11 protein-coding genes and 1 tRNA gene are annotated in these 18,286 nt (G+C 30.6%); 11 read left to right on the forward strand and 1 reads right to left on the reverse strand.

Annotated elements, in window-relative coordinates; translation table 11 throughout:
* Nucleotides 1–220 precede the first annotated feature (220 nt).
* A complete protein-coding gene (locus ACK2WO_RS04855; protein ID WP_414698566.1) occupies nucleotides 221–2,296 on the reverse strand; it encodes a cell wall-binding repeat-containing protein in 2,076 nt (691 codons plus the stop codon).
* Nucleotides 2,297–2,748: 452 nt separating this feature from the next.
* On the opposite strand from ACK2WO_RS04855, the gene ACK2WO_RS04860 reads away from it, so the two are divergent.
* From ACK2WO_RS04860 to ACK2WO_RS04910, 11 genes are all read left to right on the forward strand, one after another.
* Nucleotides 2,749–3,012: a hypothetical protein gene (locus tag ACK2WO_RS04860; RefSeq protein WP_414698567.1), complete on the forward strand. Its 264-nt coding sequence runs from the start codon at nucleotides 2,749–2,751 to the stop codon at nucleotides 3,010–3,012.
* A gap of 33 nt (nucleotides 3,013–3,045) precedes the next feature.
* Nucleotides 3,046–4,650, forward strand: coding sequence for a hypothetical protein (locus ACK2WO_RS04865; RefSeq protein ID WP_414698568.1), 1,605 nt, complete (start codon nucleotides 3,046–3,048; stop codon nucleotides 4,648–4,650).
* 286 nt (nucleotides 4,651–4,936) lie between these two features.
* Nucleotides 4,937–5,011 (forward strand) — tRNA-Gln (locus tag ACK2WO_RS04870).
* A gap of 682 nt (nucleotides 5,012–5,693) precedes the next feature.
* On the forward strand, nucleotides 5,694–8,087 hold the full coding sequence (locus tag ACK2WO_RS04875; RefSeq protein WP_414698569.1) for a cell wall-binding repeat-containing protein: 2,394 nt from the start codon (nucleotides 5,694–5,696) through the stop codon (nucleotides 8,085–8,087).
* Nucleotides 8,088–9,188: 1,101 nt separating this feature from the next.
* Entirely contained in the window at nucleotides 9,189–10,487 is a 1,299-nt protein-coding gene (locus ACK2WO_RS04880) for a stalk domain-containing protein (RefSeq protein WP_414698570.1), read from the forward strand.
* Between the two features lie 383 nt (nucleotides 10,488–10,870).
* Complete coding sequence (locus ACK2WO_RS04885; protein ID WP_414698571.1) at nucleotides 10,871–12,931, forward strand: N-acetylmuramoyl-L-alanine amidase; 2,061 nt, start codon at nucleotides 10,871–10,873, stop codon at nucleotides 12,929–12,931.
* Between the two features lie 70 nt (nucleotides 12,932–13,001).
* Complete coding sequence (locus tag ACK2WO_RS04890; RefSeq protein ID WP_414698572.1) at nucleotides 13,002–14,117, forward strand: cell wall-binding repeat-containing protein; 1,116 nt, start codon at nucleotides 13,002–13,004, stop codon at nucleotides 14,115–14,117.
* A gap of 144 nt (nucleotides 14,118–14,261) precedes the next feature.
* Entirely contained in the window at nucleotides 14,262–14,921 is a 660-nt protein-coding gene (locus ACK2WO_RS04895) for an exopolysaccharide biosynthesis polyprenyl glycosylphosphotransferase (protein WP_178412220.1), read from the forward strand.
* Nucleotides 14,922–15,014: 93 nt separating this feature from the next.
* Nucleotides 15,015–16,163: a hypothetical protein gene (locus ACK2WO_RS04900; RefSeq protein WP_414698573.1), complete on the forward strand. Its 1,149-nt coding sequence runs from the start codon at nucleotides 15,015–15,017 to the stop codon at nucleotides 16,161–16,163.
* Nucleotides 16,148–16,900, forward strand: a complete 753-nt coding sequence (locus ACK2WO_RS04905) for a glycosyltransferase family 2 protein (RefSeq protein WP_414698574.1) — start codon at nucleotides 16,148–16,150, stop codon at nucleotides 16,898–16,900. The genes ACK2WO_RS04900 and ACK2WO_RS04905 overlap by 16 nt, the downstream gene beginning before the upstream one ends.
* Nucleotides 16,901–16,949: 49 nt before the next feature.
* A complete protein-coding gene (locus ACK2WO_RS04910; protein WP_414698575.1) occupies nucleotides 16,950–18,242 on the forward strand; it encodes a UDP-glucose dehydrogenase family protein in 1,293 nt (430 codons plus the stop codon).
* Nucleotides 18,243–18,286 lie beyond the last annotated feature (44 nt).

Genomic DNA, 18,286 nt, shown 5'->3' on the forward strand with positions numbered 1-18,286 from the left:
AAAGCTCTCAATTTTGATATTTAAATAGTATAAATATTTTACAGAACATATGTTTTTTGAATTTATTGAGGCAAAAATAGACTTACTAAGCAAGTCTATTTTTGTCTTTTTTATTTAGTAATATTAAAAGGAATACGATTAGTTATTTTATATGTAAAAGAAAAAAGACGAGGAAAAATTCCTCGCCTTTATTGATGTAAAATTTATTATTAAGTTATAACTATCTATCAGCTAATCCTAGGTTTTCAGCTATAGTTTTAACTACATCTCTAGCTACACCATGTCCTACCTGATATAAAGTTTTAGCTCCTACACCATTTAATTCTAATGCATCTTCCTGAGCTTTAGATATTTTGCTTGTTGCTAATACTATTGGAGCATTTTTTTCTACAGCCATATTTGATGCAGCTAATGCATCTATTAATTCAGCTTTATTTCTCTGACCATCTTTAACAACTATAACATTTTTGTTTGTTGCAAATGACCCTTTATAGTATTTTTTGATTATTTCTGCATTTGTTACCTGTCTATTTGAACCATAAACTCTTATAACAGATTTAGCTTCAGATTTTAATGCTTTGAAGTCAGCTTTAGTTACTACACCTTCTCCACCTACTACTGTTACATCAACATTTTTACCTCTTAATGCATAAGTAAGATCCTGAGACACTCCACCTTTTTTACCAACAAGTATTGGTGCTTTCTGCTGTGCTGCTATTGCTGCTATTGACATAGCATCAGCTTCACCTTCTCCACCTACAACGAAAGCTTTATTAAAGTTAGGATTTACAGCTTTAGCTACTTCTAAAGAAGTTTCTTCTCTGTTATCTCCACCATATCTTACTACGTTGAATCCTAAGTCTCTTAATTCGTTTTCTAATTCTTTATTAAGAACAGTTTTTCCACCAACTAAGTTAGCAGTTACTTCATTTAATTTACCAACTTTAACATTTGCTATTACTTCTTTTAAGTATGCTTTAGTTTCTTTTGGTAATTTATTAGATTCTGTTAATAGTATTGGAGCTTTATAATCAGTTCTTCCTAATTTAGCTGCTAAAGGAGCTGCTGCTAAACCATCTACTAAAGATTCTCCATTTACTAGCACAACATTTACTTTCTGCCCTTCTGCACCATCAAATGCATTAGAAACATTTTCACCAGTTAAACCAGCATATGATCTAGCTACTGTTACAGCTGTTTCATATCTATTGTCACCAGCTATTATATCTACTCTTGGTAAGTTTTCAGCTATCCACTGAGCTAATCTTTCAGCGTATTTTTCATTTGTACCAGTTATAGTATAAGTTTCTGCAGCAACACCACCAGAAACTGCACTTATTGTTACAGAGAATCTAGCTTTGCCATTAACTAATTTTATTGCAGTTTTTGCTGTTGATTCATTAGTTATAGTAGTTGCAGGAGTTCCATCATTACCTTTAACTGTTACAGTTCTTCCAGCAGCTATAGATTCATTTAATAATGTAAAGAAGTCATGTCCTTCTGTTGTTAACATTAATCCATCATATAAATCTGTTACTGATAAATCATATCCACCAGGAGTTATTGTTATATGTCTTATTGCTGAACCTGGTATATCCTGAGCACCAGCTGCTACTATTGGAGCTGCCTTAGCAAATCCGTAGAATACTTTTGCTGTTGTAGCTGAAGATACATTTACAGCTTTTCCAGCTTCGTTTTTATACTGTTCTGGATTTATTAAATCATCACCTAATCCTATAACTATAGAATTATTTGAAGCACCTAAGTGTCCGATATCTTCTTTAAAAGTTACAACTACTCTCTGAGAGTTTTCATCAAAAGTAGCAGCATTCTGATTTAATAAACCAGATAATTTTCCACTTGATGGAGTAGTTAAAGCGTTTATGGCATCTTTTAAGTCTTTTAGCTGTTTAGCTGTTTCATATTTTCCATATACAGCTTCTTTATATTCTTTAGATAATACTTTACCATTTTCTTCTTTAAAACCTTTAGAGTAAACTTCTACAACATCTCCAGTATCTAAAGAGTTGAATACTCTCTGCCACTGAGACTGCTGTGATGTTAAAGATAGCCCAGTATCTTTTCCATTTACATATATTGCATATACTGACTGTCCTTCTAAAGCATCACCTTCTGAGAATACTTTTGTAGGTAGTAATTCTCTTAATTCTTTCTGTAATAAACCTAATTCGTTTGCACTTTTTTCTTCCTTAGTCACTTCTGCTGCAAGAACTGGTGCTACACTACTTGCTAGCATTGCTCCTGCCATTACTACTGATAATCTTTTCTTATTCATTATCTTTTTACCTCCGTTTTCCTTTTTTATTCGTTACATCTCTTTTTTTCTCTATTCTCTTGCTCTTTCGACGCAATTCTTTATTCTTCCACAGTTTTATTGTACGAAACGCCCGCCCCACCTCACCCAAACACTAAATAAACCCACATCACTAAAAAAACATATATAAATGTAGGAAAAAACAAAACTTTTAACCTAAAAACACCTTCAAAAAAAGTAATATCAAGGAGAACAAATGTTTTTTTGTCAAAAAAACAATACCAATATTTTTATAATGAAAGAAAAATAAAAAAAGTCGCCTTAAAAATCAGCCTAAATAATAAAATTTCAACATTTTTTCGACATACTTTATCAAAAAACATAAATAATCGACAATAACTGTTTTTATATACAACTTTTTCTTATATAATAGAAATAAGAGAAGTATTAAAGAAAGGAAAAAAGAAACAATCATGAAAAAAATAAAAAGAATAGCAGCATTAGCAAGTGTATTTATGCTAACTACTGTTACAAATATATTTGCGGAACCAGGAGTCAAACCTGCTCCAAAGGTAAAGTTTAGTGAAATAGTTTTAGGTGTAGGTGTCGGGCTGTTTGTTGCGTATGGATTTAAAGCATTCAGAAAAGGGAAGAATACAAAATCAGGCATGTACGACAACAAAGGGGCAAAGGTTCCTCCTATGCAAACTAAGAAAAAGAAGAAAAAGAAAAAATAATCGGGTGATTAGAATCGGTTAGAGGTGTACGCAGTGGAAAAAGATGATAAGAAACGCGGTATAGAGGAGACAATTTCTTTGGAGGAGATAGCCGAGATAGTGGAGATGTACATACAAGAGGATGAGAATATTCCAGTATACGATGGGTACGATATTTCGGTTGAAGAGGAAGAGCCAAATGTTGCGCCAGAGCCTCAAGAAGATTCAAAGAAAAAAGTTATAAAGAAGAAGAAACCTTCTCAATCGGATAATTCTAAAAATCAAATGAATAATCATAAAGAAGGTATTAATCACAAAGAAAATATTAATTATAAAGAATATGTCAATAATGAAGAAAGTACTAAGAAAAAAGAAAGTACTAACAAAGTAGAAGGTATAAACAATAAAGAAATTAATCATAAAGAACATAAAGAAACTAATAAATCTAAAGAGAATATCTATCATAAAGAAAAAAGAGATTCTTTAGAAAATAAAAACGAAAATAAAAACAAAGTAAGTTATAAGAGTAGCTTTGATTATATAAAAAAGAGATATAGATCTGTTGATATGATTATCGGAATTGCGTTAATTGCAGTTATTTTTTCATCTGGGATAGGCATTTCTGATGAGATTCCGAAGTTTTTAAAGTTATCTAGTTGGAATGGAATTAGCTTTGGGGATTTAGGGGTTCCAATACTTATTCTGGCATTTTGTTTTATGATTCCAACAGAGGTTGAGTTCGATTTAAAGAATAAATTGGATTTTAAACAGATTGCAATTAAAAAAGCAGAGATAGGGGCTGTTATATTTTTACTTGGAATACTTATAAATCTTGTTGGAAGTGGTTTTTCTGCCAATTTTAGAATTATGGGTGTTTTACAGTTTATAGGCATTGTTTATTTAGTTGTTTCTCTTATTTATATTGTTTTTAAAAGATTTAAGTTTAAGCAAAATGTTATAGGAATTATTTTAGTTATTATAGGTACAGTTGGAACGATAGGATATTTTGCGTTTTCATCTAAGTATGGCTACAATATGAAAACTTGTTTAGCGTATTTTGTCGATTCAAAGGTACTTGCAGGTCATTTTGCTGGATTTGAAAGATATGGAATTATTTCTACAATGTCTGCTATATTTGCGGGACTGATTGCAACTTCAGGTGGATGTTTTATATGTGATAGAAAGAGCAGTAGCAAGGATAAGAGCATAAGATTTTTGATTGTAGGAATGGCTCTTATTATAATTTCGCTTATTTTAGAAAGAAAATGCCCTTATAATGTAAATATTTACTCTCCATCATTTGTTATGTTAGTGACTGGAGGATTTTTAATTGTACTATCAGGTATGTTATTAACTTTTGATAGTATGAGGATAAAAGAATTGAATTTAATTTCGTCTCCACTAGTTGTTTTTGGAGCGAGTCCAATTTTTTTAGTTGTAGTAAATGAAATTTTAATCAACACTTTATTTAAAGCCAATATTTATTCTGTTTCACTTGCGACTAAGATTCCTCTTGATAAGTGGATAATAGTTGATTTATTGTCAGAGGTGTTTGGCCAGGGAAGTAGGACAGTGGCGTTTATAGTGGTTTATATTTTACTTTGGTTTTCAGTTACGTTATTTATGTATGGAAAGAGAATTTTTATCAGAGTTAAATAAGATAAGTATAAAAGTTAAGTAAAAGAAATTAAATAGAGTTAAGAGTAGATACTGTTGCTAGTATATAGGGTTGTCAGTTTTTGGCGATCCTATTTTTTTATTCTAATTTTTACTTGTTTTGGAGAATATGTTTTTAATTTTGGAGAATATATTTTTTACATCAGCCAAATAATCAAAAAAAGTCAAAAAAAATGAAAAAAATTGAAAAAAAGTATTGCATAAGTTTTAAATATGTAGTATTATATATCTTGTCGAAGGGAGAGAGCTTCCTAAGAGAAAAGAATATTGGGGATTCGCCAAGCGGTAAGGCACATGACTCTGACTCCTGTATGCATAGGTTCGAATCCTATATCCCCAGCCAGTTGAAAATACTCTATCCTATGATAGAGTATTTTTTTATGATGAATTAAAAAACTATAACTAAACCATAACACTAGTATTAAAACACTTATCAAAAGAATGTCTCGAGCAATCGAGGCATTTTTTTGTTTGAAAATCTACCGTGTATAAGAGAGAGATAACCCTAATATAGTAACAGGTAAGGCTCTCTCTTTTTTTGTACAAAAATTTGCCTTAAAAATTACCATTAAAATAATTAATCGTAAATCTAAAAACAATAAGTTTAAAAAGATTTAGCAAATAAACTAGTCTAAAGAATTTATCATGAATTTATTAAATGAAAATCAGATAAAAATAATTTATTATTATGATTATATAAAAATAAATAATCATTACTTATCTGTATTTGAGCCATTGATATGGTTTTCTAAGTGAAATTCAATTATGAATAAAATGTGAATATAAATGATAATAATTACTTTAAAAAATCGCGATATTTTAAAAATAAAAATAAAATATTTATTATTTTAATAAGTGTTAATAGATAAACCTTTTAATAATACAAGTAAAACCTCTTGTTATTATTTCTCAATTGATATAAACTCTGTGGTGTGGAAGAAATTAACATCTGCACTCGTGTAGATGGAGAATTGAAATGAGAAGAGATGTAACAAATTTAAAAGACGAAAATGGAGGTAATGATAATGAATAAGAAAAAATTATCAGTAGTAATGGCTGGAGCTATGCTAGCAACAACTGTTGCACCAGTAATGGCAGCGACTACTTCGGAAGAGTCAGCTAACCAGCTAGGTTTATTAATAGGAAAGGTTAGAGACATATTAGAATCAAAAAAATTCTCTGACAACGAAAAAAGAAACACAATAGACGGTGTTGGTAATGTCTCAGGACAGTCAGTTTATTATGTAAAAATAAACGGTGTAGTAAATAATGATATATCAAAAGCTACAAAAGAAGGTGGAATGGCACTTCAGGAAGCTTTACAGACAGCTTTAGGAAACTTAGCTCCTGGAACAACAGTAGAAATATGGTCAAGAGGATTCGTTACAGAAGGTAGCGGAGACAATGAACAGATATTCGCAACTGAATTAAAAACAAATTATTCTAAAGAAGATATGGCAGATACTAGTAATTTAGTGAAAACTATAGAAAATATACCTACTGCAACTAACAACAAAAAAATATTAGCAGATAGCAATGCTGTAACTGTAGTACCTAATCAGTCAGTAACTATAAATCTACAGGAAAAAAGCGGAGTTGCAAGCGGTAAAATAGTTATAAAACCAGGAGATAAAGTATTAGATTTCACTCAGTACTTAAATAACTCAGGAAATGCAACTGAAATAAATAGTGCTAATCCTGCAAATCCAAGTGATTTCCACGGATTCCCTAAAAAATCAGTAAATGCAATAACAGATTATCAGCCTGTAGCAGATTCATTATATGAAACTATAAATATAACTGGTACAGCTCCTAACACATTTAAAACATCTGATTTATTCAATGGGGTAATGTTAACAACAGAAGGACACGATTTATTAACTAAAATAGAAGAATCAGCTAATCCAACAGTTGCAACTTCTAAGATAGCTCGTACTGAGGAAGCACCAGTAGCTCCTAATAAAAATGGTGCTAAACAGACACCAGAACAGAAATCAGGAGCTTCTCAAGTAACACCAGAATCTTCTGAGAAAACTGAAAAAACAAATGAAAAAGCAAGTGGTTCACAGGCTCAGGATCCAAAAGTAACTACTTCACAGAATCAGGGTTCAAATGTAAATACACAGAATCAGGGTTCAAGTGTAAATACTGGATCACAGCCACAGACTAAAGAAACAACTGCCCCAGAAGCTAAAAGTGCACCAGCTAAAAAAGGTTCTGTTGTATTCTCAACAATAGGTACAAATAGTGTAAACATATCTACATTAAACTACAACCTACCAAAATCAAGTGATGGTACATACGGATTCAATATAGCTTTAACAGATGCAAACTCTAATGTTACTAACTATGTTGTAAAAGGTGACAAAAAAGACACTACAATACTATTAAACTGGTTATTAACTCAGAATCCAAAAGTAGACATACTTGCAGGTGAAAATAGATACGAAACAGCTGTAAAAGTAGCTGAAAAATATGCAAATGAAAATAACCCATTCGCAGATGGAAAAGGCGATGTAGTAATGGTAAACGGAAATTCATTAGTAGATGGATTATCAGCATCACCATTAGCAGCAAGCTTAAATGCTCCGATGTTATTAACAGAAAGCAATAGAATACCAAAAGCAACTGCAGATTATCTTAAAAAATTATCTGGAGAAGCTACAGTTGGCGATTTAAGTGGTATAAAAATACACCTTGTAGGTGGTACAGCTGTTATATCAAAAGAATTAGAAAGAGAATTAAAATCTTACGGATTCACTGTTGATAGATTTAATGGTAAAAACAGAGAAGATACTTCAATGAAAGTAGCTAAAAAAGTTATAGAAGAAAAAGGAAATACTACTAGTGCATTCGTAGTAGGTGCAGAAGGTGAAGCAGATGCCATGTCTATAGCTTCAGTTGCATCTAGTTCAAAAATATCAGCTAGTGGAAACAAAATAACTCCTATAATAGTATCTAATAAAAATGGTTTATCAGACGATGCATTAAGTAGCTTCAACAACAAGGCTATAACTATAGTAGGTGGAGAAGCAGTTGTTAGTAAATCAGAATACAACAACATAAAAGAAGCTGTAGGAACAAATGGATCTGTTTCTAGAGTAGCTGGTGAAAACAGACAGGAAACTAATGCAAAAGTTATAAACATATACTACAAAGGTGCATTTGGTAAGGATACTGATGTATTAGTAGCTAAAGATGGACAGAGAAATAAAATGGAACTAGTTGATGCATTAACAGTATCTAACTTAGCTGCATTAAATAACTCACCTATAGTATTAGCTACAAATAAATTAGCTAAATCACAGATAAATGCATTAGAATTAAATGCTAAACAGGCAAACGCATTATACCAGGTAGGTCATGGTGTAAGCCTAAATGTTGTAAAAACAATAGCAAATAACTTAGGTCTTAACTAGTAGATAGTCAAATCTTAATCTATGATTAGGATATTCTACAACTAGAATATTATGTAATAAAGTTCAAAACAAAGGGTATTAAAAGCTCAAATTTTAGCAACATTTTAAAAGTATAAAGTAAATAAAAAAGAGATTTGTTAAATTATATGATAAAGTACAAACACTTCAAAATTATAAAGTATAACTAAAATAGAAATTAAATAAAGATAAAATATATTCATACTCAATCACGTTAGTTAGTGAGATTAGATTTTAGAAGATTTTTTAGAAAGTTAGTATTGAGTAAAAGATGTAAATTACTGCCACATAGTGGGGACTGTGTGGCAGATAAAAAATACTGGGTTTGGATTTAAAATAGATTGGGAAATGTAATGTCGGGGATACGCTCCTGGCATTACTACTGATAATTTTTCTTATTTATTTTTCTCCATTTTTCCTCAGTTTCGTTATAATAAGCTACCGTTTTCCTTTTTGAGTAGCAAATCGTTTTTCTTTTTTTCTCTAAACACATCTTTTTTCTTATTTAATAGTCGAGAGATTATTGAATAACTTTCACAAACATTCTTTTGTTTGGCAGGAATCCCTCATTCCACAGGGGATTTCCTGCCTTATTTTTTTTATTATTTCTTATATATGAAATTATTTTGAAATATTAATAATTTTCTTGCAAATAGTGTTATTTATAGTATAATATTTATATAAGGAATTATTTATAGATTATTCATATTTTCGGCTCTGTTCCCTCAAACAGACACACCGAAAATGAATATACATTATTTTTAGATATCTCTTGTAGATAGTGGGAAAAAGAGACTGTTGTAGTTTTTCTACAGCAGTCTCTTTTGTTTCTGTAAAAAATTTTATCTAAAATCTATTGAAATTAGGGGAAAATTTTTACAGAATAAAGTATAATATAGATGTTATTGCTTTTGACTAGATTAAATTGTATTAAAATTTTATCTAGATATAAACTTATTTAAAATGAATATAATCTTATTTAAAAACAATAAAGAGCAAAAAGTGTATTTGAAGAAAATGTTGAGATTTAATAAATAAAATTTTATTAGAAAGAAGGTGTTTAGTATTAACAGAATAAATACTTTGATTAAGAAATTTAATTCATTGAAGGTTGTTTATAAAATTGCGAGTGTTATTGTTATTTTGATTCTTTGCTTTGCTGTTTATTTAGGTATTATGCAGCACAAGGAGTCAAAAAGAATTAAGGAGTATAAGAATACAAAAATAGCTCAGGAGCTATATGTCAACAACAAGAAGTTTGAGCCAAAGAGTCCATACAAACTTAGAAACGATATAGTATTCTTGCCTTTTGATGATATAGCTAAGGCACTAAATGTAAAATATAGCTATACAGAGGAAAATTTTGGAAAGATAGTTTTAAATTATCAGGGAACTACTTATGATTTAAAGAAAGGCTCTAATATAGTCTACAATAGAAAATCCAAAGAAGAGACTAAAATGGATGGAAGAGTAGAGCTTATAGAAGGAAAGTTATATGTTCCAATGGAGTTTATAAAAGATTGTATGTATGTAAATATTTTAGAGCTATCAAATAATAGAGTGTTTATAGATAGTTTTAAAGAAAGATTCAATTACGATTGGATTGATAAGACAAAATACATAGCCCATGCTATGGGTGGTATAGACCGTAGAGCTTATACAAACAGTCTTGAAGCATTTAAGACAAATTATAAAATGGGATATAGAATGTTTGAGATTGATATTACATTCAGTGTAGAGGAAGAGCCAATCTTACTTCATTCTTGGAATCCAGAAGGGCTTAAAAAGCTAGGGCTTCCGTCTGCTTGGAATGAAAATAGACCGACAAAGAGCCAGTTTGAAGATACTTTAGTAAATGGTATGTATCATACATTGTCTTTTGAGGATGCATGTAAGCTTATGCAGAAATATAAAGATATTACTTTTGTTTTAGATGCAAAAGCAGAAGGTGAGCGGTGTAAGAGAATTTACCAGAAGTGTGTAAAAACAGCGAAGAGTATAGATCCTAAGCTACTTGATAGAATGATTCCTCAGATTTATGAAGAGGATATGTTGAATGATGTTATGGATGTTTACGATTTTAAATCTATAATATACAGTCTTTACAAACAGGACGAGTTAAACTCTAAGGAGATTATAGATTTTGCTTATGAAAATGGTGTAAAAGCAGTTGTTGTAGATAGAAGTAAGCTAAATTCTAAGTTTATAAATGAGCTTAAACAGAGAGGGGTTTATGTTTACGTAAATACGTATAATGATACAGAAAAGGTTAAGGAACTTGAAAAGCTAGGAGCTAAAGGAATCTTTTCTGACTTTATAAATCCAAAAACTGAAGAAAATAGATATGAAATTGAAGCAGAAGAGGAAGAAGCGTCTAATTAAATTTAGGCGCTTTTTTGTATGAAGAAAACAAAAAGTTATAGAATAAGGAGTTACTTTTTTTAGGACGAAGAATTTAGGATTAAGAATTACTTTTTATTGAACTAATGATTAAATTTTAAAGTTTGTTGAAAAATGAAACAAGAATTTTGAAAAATTTTATCAAGAATATCATTTATTGAATCAAAAAGGTTACAGTTTGTAACTTTTTGTGATATAATGATTTACATAATGTTATGAGATTTACATAATATTTATTAAATGATAATGATTATTTGTAAAAATTAAAATAATTATTTGTTTTGGTCGGTTTTGAGAGTTATGTAGTAGTGAGAGAGACTACGATTTAAATTATATTTAAATTAGTTAAATTGAAGGAGGAATTTATGAATAAGAGATTTAAAGCGACAACAGCAATAGTAATGGCATCAACAATGTTAGCACCTACTGCAGCATTTGCTCAGAGTAGTGCACAGGGTTCAGAAGTTAGTGTAAATATAGAAAAACAGAGTGTAGTATTTGGGACAGAATCTTCTGTTTCAGTTAAGTTCAAAGAAAAATTAAATGCGGACAAGATAGTTTTAAACTTTAAATGTTACGATATGCCGCTAAGTGCAGAACTTAAATACAATTCTGATAAAGATATTTACGAAGGTACTATAAAAATAGACCAGGAACCAGAATATTTAAATGTATGGGAATTACAGAATATAGAAGTTAAATCATCGAATCCATATACATTAAATAGAAAAGACCTTGAAGGTATGGGACTTGACTTAGATTCTTGTAATATAACTCAGGAAGTTGTTATAGATGAGGCTGAAGTTCAGGAAGCTATAGCTAACGGAGATACTGCTTCTAATGTAATACAGAGAACTTTAGCAAGAAGTGCAGTTCCTGTTAAAAAGATGATAGGAGATAATAGATACGGAACAGCTGTAAAAGTTAGCCAGGAAGGTTGGACAAGTGCGAATACAGTTGTAATAGTTAATAGAAATGCTGGTATAGCAGGTACAATAGCTACACCTTTAGCTACTACATACAACGCACCTATACTTTTATCAAGTAAAGATGTTGTTCCAGCTAATATAATAAACGAAATAAAAAGATTAAAAGCTAAAAACATAATAATAGTAGGAAATACAAGCGATGTTTCATCTAAAGCAGTTTCAGCTTTAAGTAAGACAGGGGCTAAGATTTCTCGTATAAGTGGATCTAACAACTTTGAATTATCTTTAAATGTAGCAAAAGCTATAGATAAAGACCACGATGTTACAAAAGCATATATAGCTAATGGCTCAAGTGGGGAAATAGATGCTCTTACAATAGCTGCAAAAGCTGGGGAAGACAAACAGCCTATAATACTTACAGAACAGAATGCGATAAATTCATCAGTTTACAACTGGTTAAAATCAGAAAACCTAACTGATGCATATTTAATAGGTGGTACAACTGTTTTATCAAACAATGTATCAAATAAAATAGATGGAATAGTTAGTGCAGATGTAACTAAAAACAGAGTTTCTGGATCAGACAGACACGAAACAAATGCAGCTGTTATAAAAAGATTCTACACAAATAAAAATATAAATTCTTTATTTGTAGCTAAATCAGACGAGCTTATAGATGCTCTTACTTGTGGACCTTTAGCTGCTAAGAAAAAATCACCTATACTTATAAACCCTACAAGTTATGTATCAGCTAGACACTCAGAAAACTTAAATACATATAAAGCAGAAAAAGTTTATCAGATAGGTGGAGGTATATCTTCTAAAGTTATAACTTCAATATCAAACTCTGTGTCTAAACATAATTCAAATACAAATACTAATGAGGATACATCAAATAACAACAATAATAACAGTAATACAAACAACAACTCTTATAAAGATAATACTGTTGTACTTGATGCAGGTCATGGTGGTTCAGATTCAGGAGCAACTTCAAACGGAAGAAGAGAAAAAGACTACACACTTGATACAACACTTGCAACAAGTGCATATTTAAGAAAACAGGGTATAAATGTAGTATTAACTAGAAGCAAAGATGAATACATATCTTTAGCAACTAGAGCTGCTATTTCTAATAAAGTAAGACCAGAATTATTTACTAGTATACACTATAACTCATATAATGGTAGTGCAAATGGGACAGAAGTGTATTATAATGTAAAGGATAAGAATGGTGGATTAACAAAGACTGCCGCATCAAATGTATTAAGAAGAATAGTTAATACTTTTGGATTCTACAATAGAGGAATAAAGGTAAAAGCAAATAGCAGTGGAACTGATTATTATGCAGTTTTAAGACAGAATAAATATCCAGCAATGTTAATAGAATGTGCATTTATAGATAATGCAAATGACATGAAAAAACTTAACAGTGATTCTAAGATAAATCAGTTAGGAACACAGATAGGTGCTGGTATAACAGAAACTATAAAATAATAATTAATATTTGCCACTATGTATAGTTGTGCTGTTATTTGAATTGCCGATTAAGTGTAAGGGGAAGAAAATGAAGTTAAACAAAAAAATAAAACGAAATTTAATTACATTAACAGCAGTTGTTATAGCAGTGCGGGGATATGTAGGAAGTGGAAAAATTTTAGATAAGAAATTTAATCAGACATACGATATAAATTCAATTTTTGGTAAGGACAGATATGAGACATCTGTCCTTGCTAATGAATTAGGCTGGGAGAAGGCTGACGAGGCTGTCCTTATGAATACTAATTCTATAAGTACAGCAATAACAGCAGTTTCCTATGCAAATGAAAAAAATATACCTATATTCTTTACAACTCAAGAAGAGATAAGTCCAGAAGTTTGGTCTAGGATAAAAGAGTTAGGTGTTAAAAAGGTTTATGTCGTTGGAGGAATAAGGAGCATTTCAAAATCTGTTGAAAGAGCAATTCAAAGAACAGGTGCAAATACTGTAAGAGTAACTGAAAGCAAAAAATCAGACATATCTCTTAGATTTGCAGAGGCTCTTTATAAAGTGAAAAAATACGATACTGTAGCACTTGCTGTAGGTGAAGAATTTGGCTATGCTGAAGGGGTTTCTATGGCAATAGCAGCGTCGAGGGAGAATATACCTGTAATAACTTTAAATGAATCATCTTTATATGATACAGTAGATTTTTTAAAGGAAAAAGGTATTAAAAAGACTTATATAATAGGAGATAATAACAAACTTTCTAGTACTGTCGAAAAGCTAGTTCCAAACCCAGAGAGAATTAGTGGTACGGATTCTTACGACTTAAATAGAAAGATTATTAAAAAGTTCTATGACTTAGACAATACTGATGAGGCATTTATAGTAAAGGGAGGAACATACTTATACGGAGAAAGACTTCAGATAGGTGAATTTGTAAACTCTTTATCAGTGGCAAATGTTTCAGCAGACAAAAATATTCCTATTATATTCTGTAATGAGAATTTTCTTGAGGAGGACCAAGAAAAATTTATAAATGAATATGGAATAAAAAAACTTACATCTGTCGGATTTGTTTTAGAGAGAGCAAAACTTTTAAATCCTGATAGAGTTAGAAATGCTTTTGGAGTTGCACTAGTGATTACTTCATTTGTTCTTCTATTTAGAGCTCTTAGAAAAAAGGATCAACTTGTGTAGTAAGTTTTAAGTTCAATTGGTAGGGAAATCATATATTGTCATAGTGAAGTGTAGCTATTGATAATATATGATTTTTTGAGTATAATATAAAAATAAGACTGAATAATAATTGATAATTAATGAACTTTATTTATGGAGGTAGATATGTCTAATAGTGCGAAAAGACCAGAGCAGCTAACAGAGGAACATATAAACTCTATAGACTATGATATAGTGAAAGGTGGAAGCTTATTCAATGCCTATCAGAGGATAATGGATATAGTCCTATGCCTTATAGCGCTTATAATAGGAATACCTTTAATGGTTATATTTGGAGTTTTAATAAAGATAGAGGATAATGGACCGGCTGTGTATAAACAAGAACGTGTTGGAAAAGGTGGTAAATGTTTTTATTTATATAAATTAAGATCTATGAGAACTGATGCCGAAAAATTTGGTGCTCAGTGGGCAGAAAAAGACGACCCTAGAATTACAAAAGTAGGTAAATTTATAAGAAAAACAAGAATAGATGAGATACCACAGCTTTTTAATATCTTAAGAGGTGATATGGGTATAATAGGCCCTAGACCAGAAAGACCTATGTTTACTGTTCAGTTTGATGAAGAAATACCTGGATTTATTAACAGATTATCTGTAAAACCAGGGCTTACTGGATGGGCACAGGTAAATGGAGGATATGAAGCTACTCCAGCAGAAAAATTAGAGGACGACTTATACTATATAAAGAATAGATCGTTCTTACTTGATATGAAAATTATATTTAAAACTGTCGGAGTTGTACTGACAGGACATGGAGCAAGGTAATTCAATAATATTATTATTGAATTACTTTGATTTTATGAAAAATATTTTATGAAATTTATTTAGGTATTTTTCAAAATGAAAAGAAGGTGAATCATGGATATTTCTATTAATAATAGATTTAATAAATTAGAGTTTTTAAAAGGTCAATTTCTTAGTGAAAAATTGAGAAGTAGACTTTTAGCCATGCTTATATTTTTTATAGTTGCTAGGTATCAGACTATGTCTCTACATTATCTAGTATACAAGGGAAGTATGGTTATGACTGGTGTTCTTGCTGGAATCCTTATTTTAGATTCTATAAGCAAGTATAAACCTATACACTACATTATATTTGGATTGTTTGCAGTTCAAATGCTGATAATAAAGAATCCAAATCTTCTTTATGTGTATTTCTTATCACTAGCATTTATTGATTGTGATATGTTTTATGTTATAAAAGTTTATATGGTAAGTAATGTTATTTTTTTTGCTATTTATATGACTATGAACATAACAGGGCTTAGAGAAACTGAATTTGTAAAAGGGAGAAATGACTTCGGTTATGGGAATCCAAACAGTGCATTTATAGCGATGTTTACGATTTGGATATCTTATCTTTACTGCAAATTTGATGATTTAGAGCTTATAGACATAGTTATACTGCTATTCTTTGCATTATTAATGTATAAACAGACTAATACAAGAACTGGTCTTATAACTGTTGTAGCTGTAACAGCTATAATTCCATTTGTTAAATTTTTAAGAATAGATAATAAATTTATGAAAATATCTATAACATCTATTCCGATTTTAATATCTTTACTTAGTCTAGTAATAGCTTTTGTATTTAAAGAAAATAGCTTTTTAAATGATGTGTTATCTAGTAGACCACTTTATTGGAATAGATACCTTACTCATCCTGTAAATGGATTGACTCTATTTGGGCATCCATCAGATGTTAAGGAATATTTATTTGTTCCAAAGCTACCTTTTGATAGCGGATACTTAACACTTATGTATACTTTTGGTATATTTGGTTTTGTAATATTTATCGGCTTGTACTCTTATACAATATACAAGCTTTGTTCAGAGAATAGAAAAAGAGATATTATCTTTATAATAGCTATTCAGATATATGCTTTTGCAGAAAGTATGTTTACAGATATAGCTACCAATTTGGCCATAGTATTGATAGTTACGGCTATGAGCAGTATATCTCTTGGTAGATCTTGTGAAAGGAGAAAAAAATGCAAGAAGGTTTAGTTTCGATAGTTACTCCTGTTTATAATGCAGAAAGATTTATAAATGAAACTATAGATTCTGTTATAGCTCAGACTTATGATAATTGGGAGCTTATTTTAGTAGACGATTGTTCATCAGATAATTCTGCAGCGATAATAGATGAATATGTTAAAAAAGATAGCAGAGTAAAATATATAAAAAATAAGGAAAACTCTGGTGCAGCTGTTTCAAGAAATGCGGGGATTGAAATGGCAAAAGGTCAGTATGTTGCCTTTGTTGATAGTGACGACGTATGGAAGCCAGAAAAGTTAGAGAAACAGTTAGCTTTTATGAAAAAAAATAATTATGCTTTTACATTTACAGCATATAGATATGTATTAGAAGATGGTACAGTTACAGATAAGATAGCTAATACAGTTGAAAAGATAAATTATGATGGACTTCTAAAAAATACTGTTATAGGTTGTTCAACAGTTGTTATAGACAGAAATATAGTAGGAGATTTTAGAATGCCATTACTTAGAAGGGGTCAGGATACAGCTACTTGGCTTCAGATTCTTAAAAAGATTGACTATGCTTATGGATTAAATGAACAGCTAGTAGAATATAGAAAAGTTTCAAACTCTATATCTAGCAACAAGTTTAAGGCATTAAAGAGAACTTGGAACATTTACAGAAATGTAGAGCATTTAGGATTATTTAAAAGTTGTTACGTTTTTTGTTGTTATGCTTTTAATGCATTGATGAGAAGAATGTAATAAAAATTACCGATGTGTATTTACGGTATTAAGTATGGAGGTATACACGATGAAAATTTCAGTAGCAGGAACAGGGTATGTCGGCCTGGTAACAGGAGTATGCTTATCTGAAAAAGGACACAATGTAACTTGTGTTGATATAGATGAAAAAAAAGTAGAAACTATGAAAAAAGGTATTTCACCTATATATGAAGAAGGCCTTGAGGAGTTAATGAAAAAAAATTATGCAGAAGGTAGACTTGATTACACTACAGACTACGAAACTGCGTATAAATCTTCAGATGTTATATTTATAGCTGTTGGTACTCCAGAAAGAAGCGATGGGTCAGCTAACTTAGATTATATAAAAAGCGTTGCTACTCAGATAGCTCAGTCTATAGAAAAAGATACTTTAATAGTTATAAAATCAACAGTTCCAATAGGTACTAATGAAAAAATAGAGCAGTATATAAGAAAGAATTTAAAAGAAGGTATACATATAGAATTAGCTTCTAATCCAGAATTCTTAGCACAGGGAACAGCTGTTAGAGATACACTTCATGCAGCTAGAATAGTTATAGGGACAGAAAGTGAATGGGCCTCAAATATAATGCAGGAAATTTACAAGCCTTTCGATATACCTATGGTTCTTACTAATAGAAATAGTGCAGAAATGATAAAATACGCTTCAAACGACTTCTTAGCTTTAAAAATATCTTATATGAATGATATAGCAAATTTATGTGAGATAGTTGGAGCAAATGTAGAAGACGTAGCAAAAGGAATGAGCTACGATGATAGAATAGGTAGCAAATTCTTAAGAGCTGGTATAGGATATGGTGGTTCTTGTTTCCCTAAAGATACAAAAGCACTTCACTGGTTATCTGCTCAGAATGGATATGAATTAAAAACTGTTAAGGCAGCTATAGAAGTAAATGAACAGCAGAAATTAAAACTTATGAGAGCTGCTGCAGAAAAAGTTGATTCTTTTGAAGGAATGAACGTAGCTGTTTTAGGACTTACTTTCAAACCAGGAACAGATGATTTAAGAGAATCTCCAGCAATACCTAATATAGAGTATTTATTAGAAAGAGGAGCTAATGTATTTACATTTGATCCAGTTGGAGTTGAAAATGCTAAAAAGAAATTTGGGGACAAAATAGTATACACAAAAACTGCTAAAGAAGCTTTAAAAGATGCTCAATTATGTTTCATAATGACTGAATGGAAAGAGGTAAAAGACCTTACTCCAGAAGATTTTAAAGAAATGATGTCAGAATGTGTTGTATATGATGGTAGAAACTGCTACCTTCCAGAAGATATGGAAAAAGCTGGGATAGAATACCACTCAATAGGTAGATAAACCATTTAATAGGTAGATAAATAGATAAAATAGAGGTGTTTCAA

It is taken from the genome of Peptacetobacter sp. AB845 (genome assembly GCF_047528295.1).
Classification (GTDB): domain Bacteria; phylum Bacillota; class Clostridia; order Peptostreptococcales; family Peptostreptococcaceae; genus Peptacetobacter.

What these genes read in the sequence shown, in the direction of transcription:
- ACK2WO_RS04855 (WP_414698566.1), bottom strand. Translation starts at nt 2,296, where the DNA reads ATGAATAAGAAAAGATTATCAGTAGTAATGGCAGGAGCAATGCTAGCA.
- ACK2WO_RS04860 (WP_414698567.1), top strand. Translation starts at nt 2,749, where the DNA reads ATGAAAAAAATAAAAAGAATAGCAGCATTAGCAAGTGTATTTATGCTA.
- ACK2WO_RS04875 (WP_414698569.1), top strand. Translation starts at nt 5,694, where the DNA reads ATGAATAAGAAAAAATTATCAGTAGTAATGGCTGGAGCTATGCTAGCA.
- ACK2WO_RS04885 (WP_414698571.1), top strand. Translation starts at nt 10,871, where the DNA reads ATGAATAAGAGATTTAAAGCGACAACAGCAATAGTAATGGCATCAACA.
- ACK2WO_RS04890 (WP_414698572.1), top strand. Translation starts at nt 13,002, where the DNA reads ATGAAGTTAAACAAAAAAATAAAACGAAATTTAATTACATTAACAGCA.
- ACK2WO_RS04895 (WP_178412220.1), top strand. Translation starts at nt 14,262, where the DNA reads ATGTCTAATAGTGCGAAAAGACCAGAGCAGCTAACAGAGGAACATATA.
- ACK2WO_RS04900 (WP_414698573.1), top strand. Translation starts at nt 15,015, where the DNA reads ATGGATATTTCTATTAATAATAGATTTAATAAATTAGAGTTTTTAAAA.
- ACK2WO_RS04905 (WP_414698574.1), top strand. Translation starts at nt 16,148, where the DNA reads ATGCAAGAAGGTTTAGTTTCGATAGTTACTCCTGTTTATAATGCAGAA.
- ACK2WO_RS04910 (WP_414698575.1), top strand. Translation starts at nt 16,950, where the DNA reads ATGAAAATTTCAGTAGCAGGAACAGGGTATGTCGGCCTGGTAACAGGA.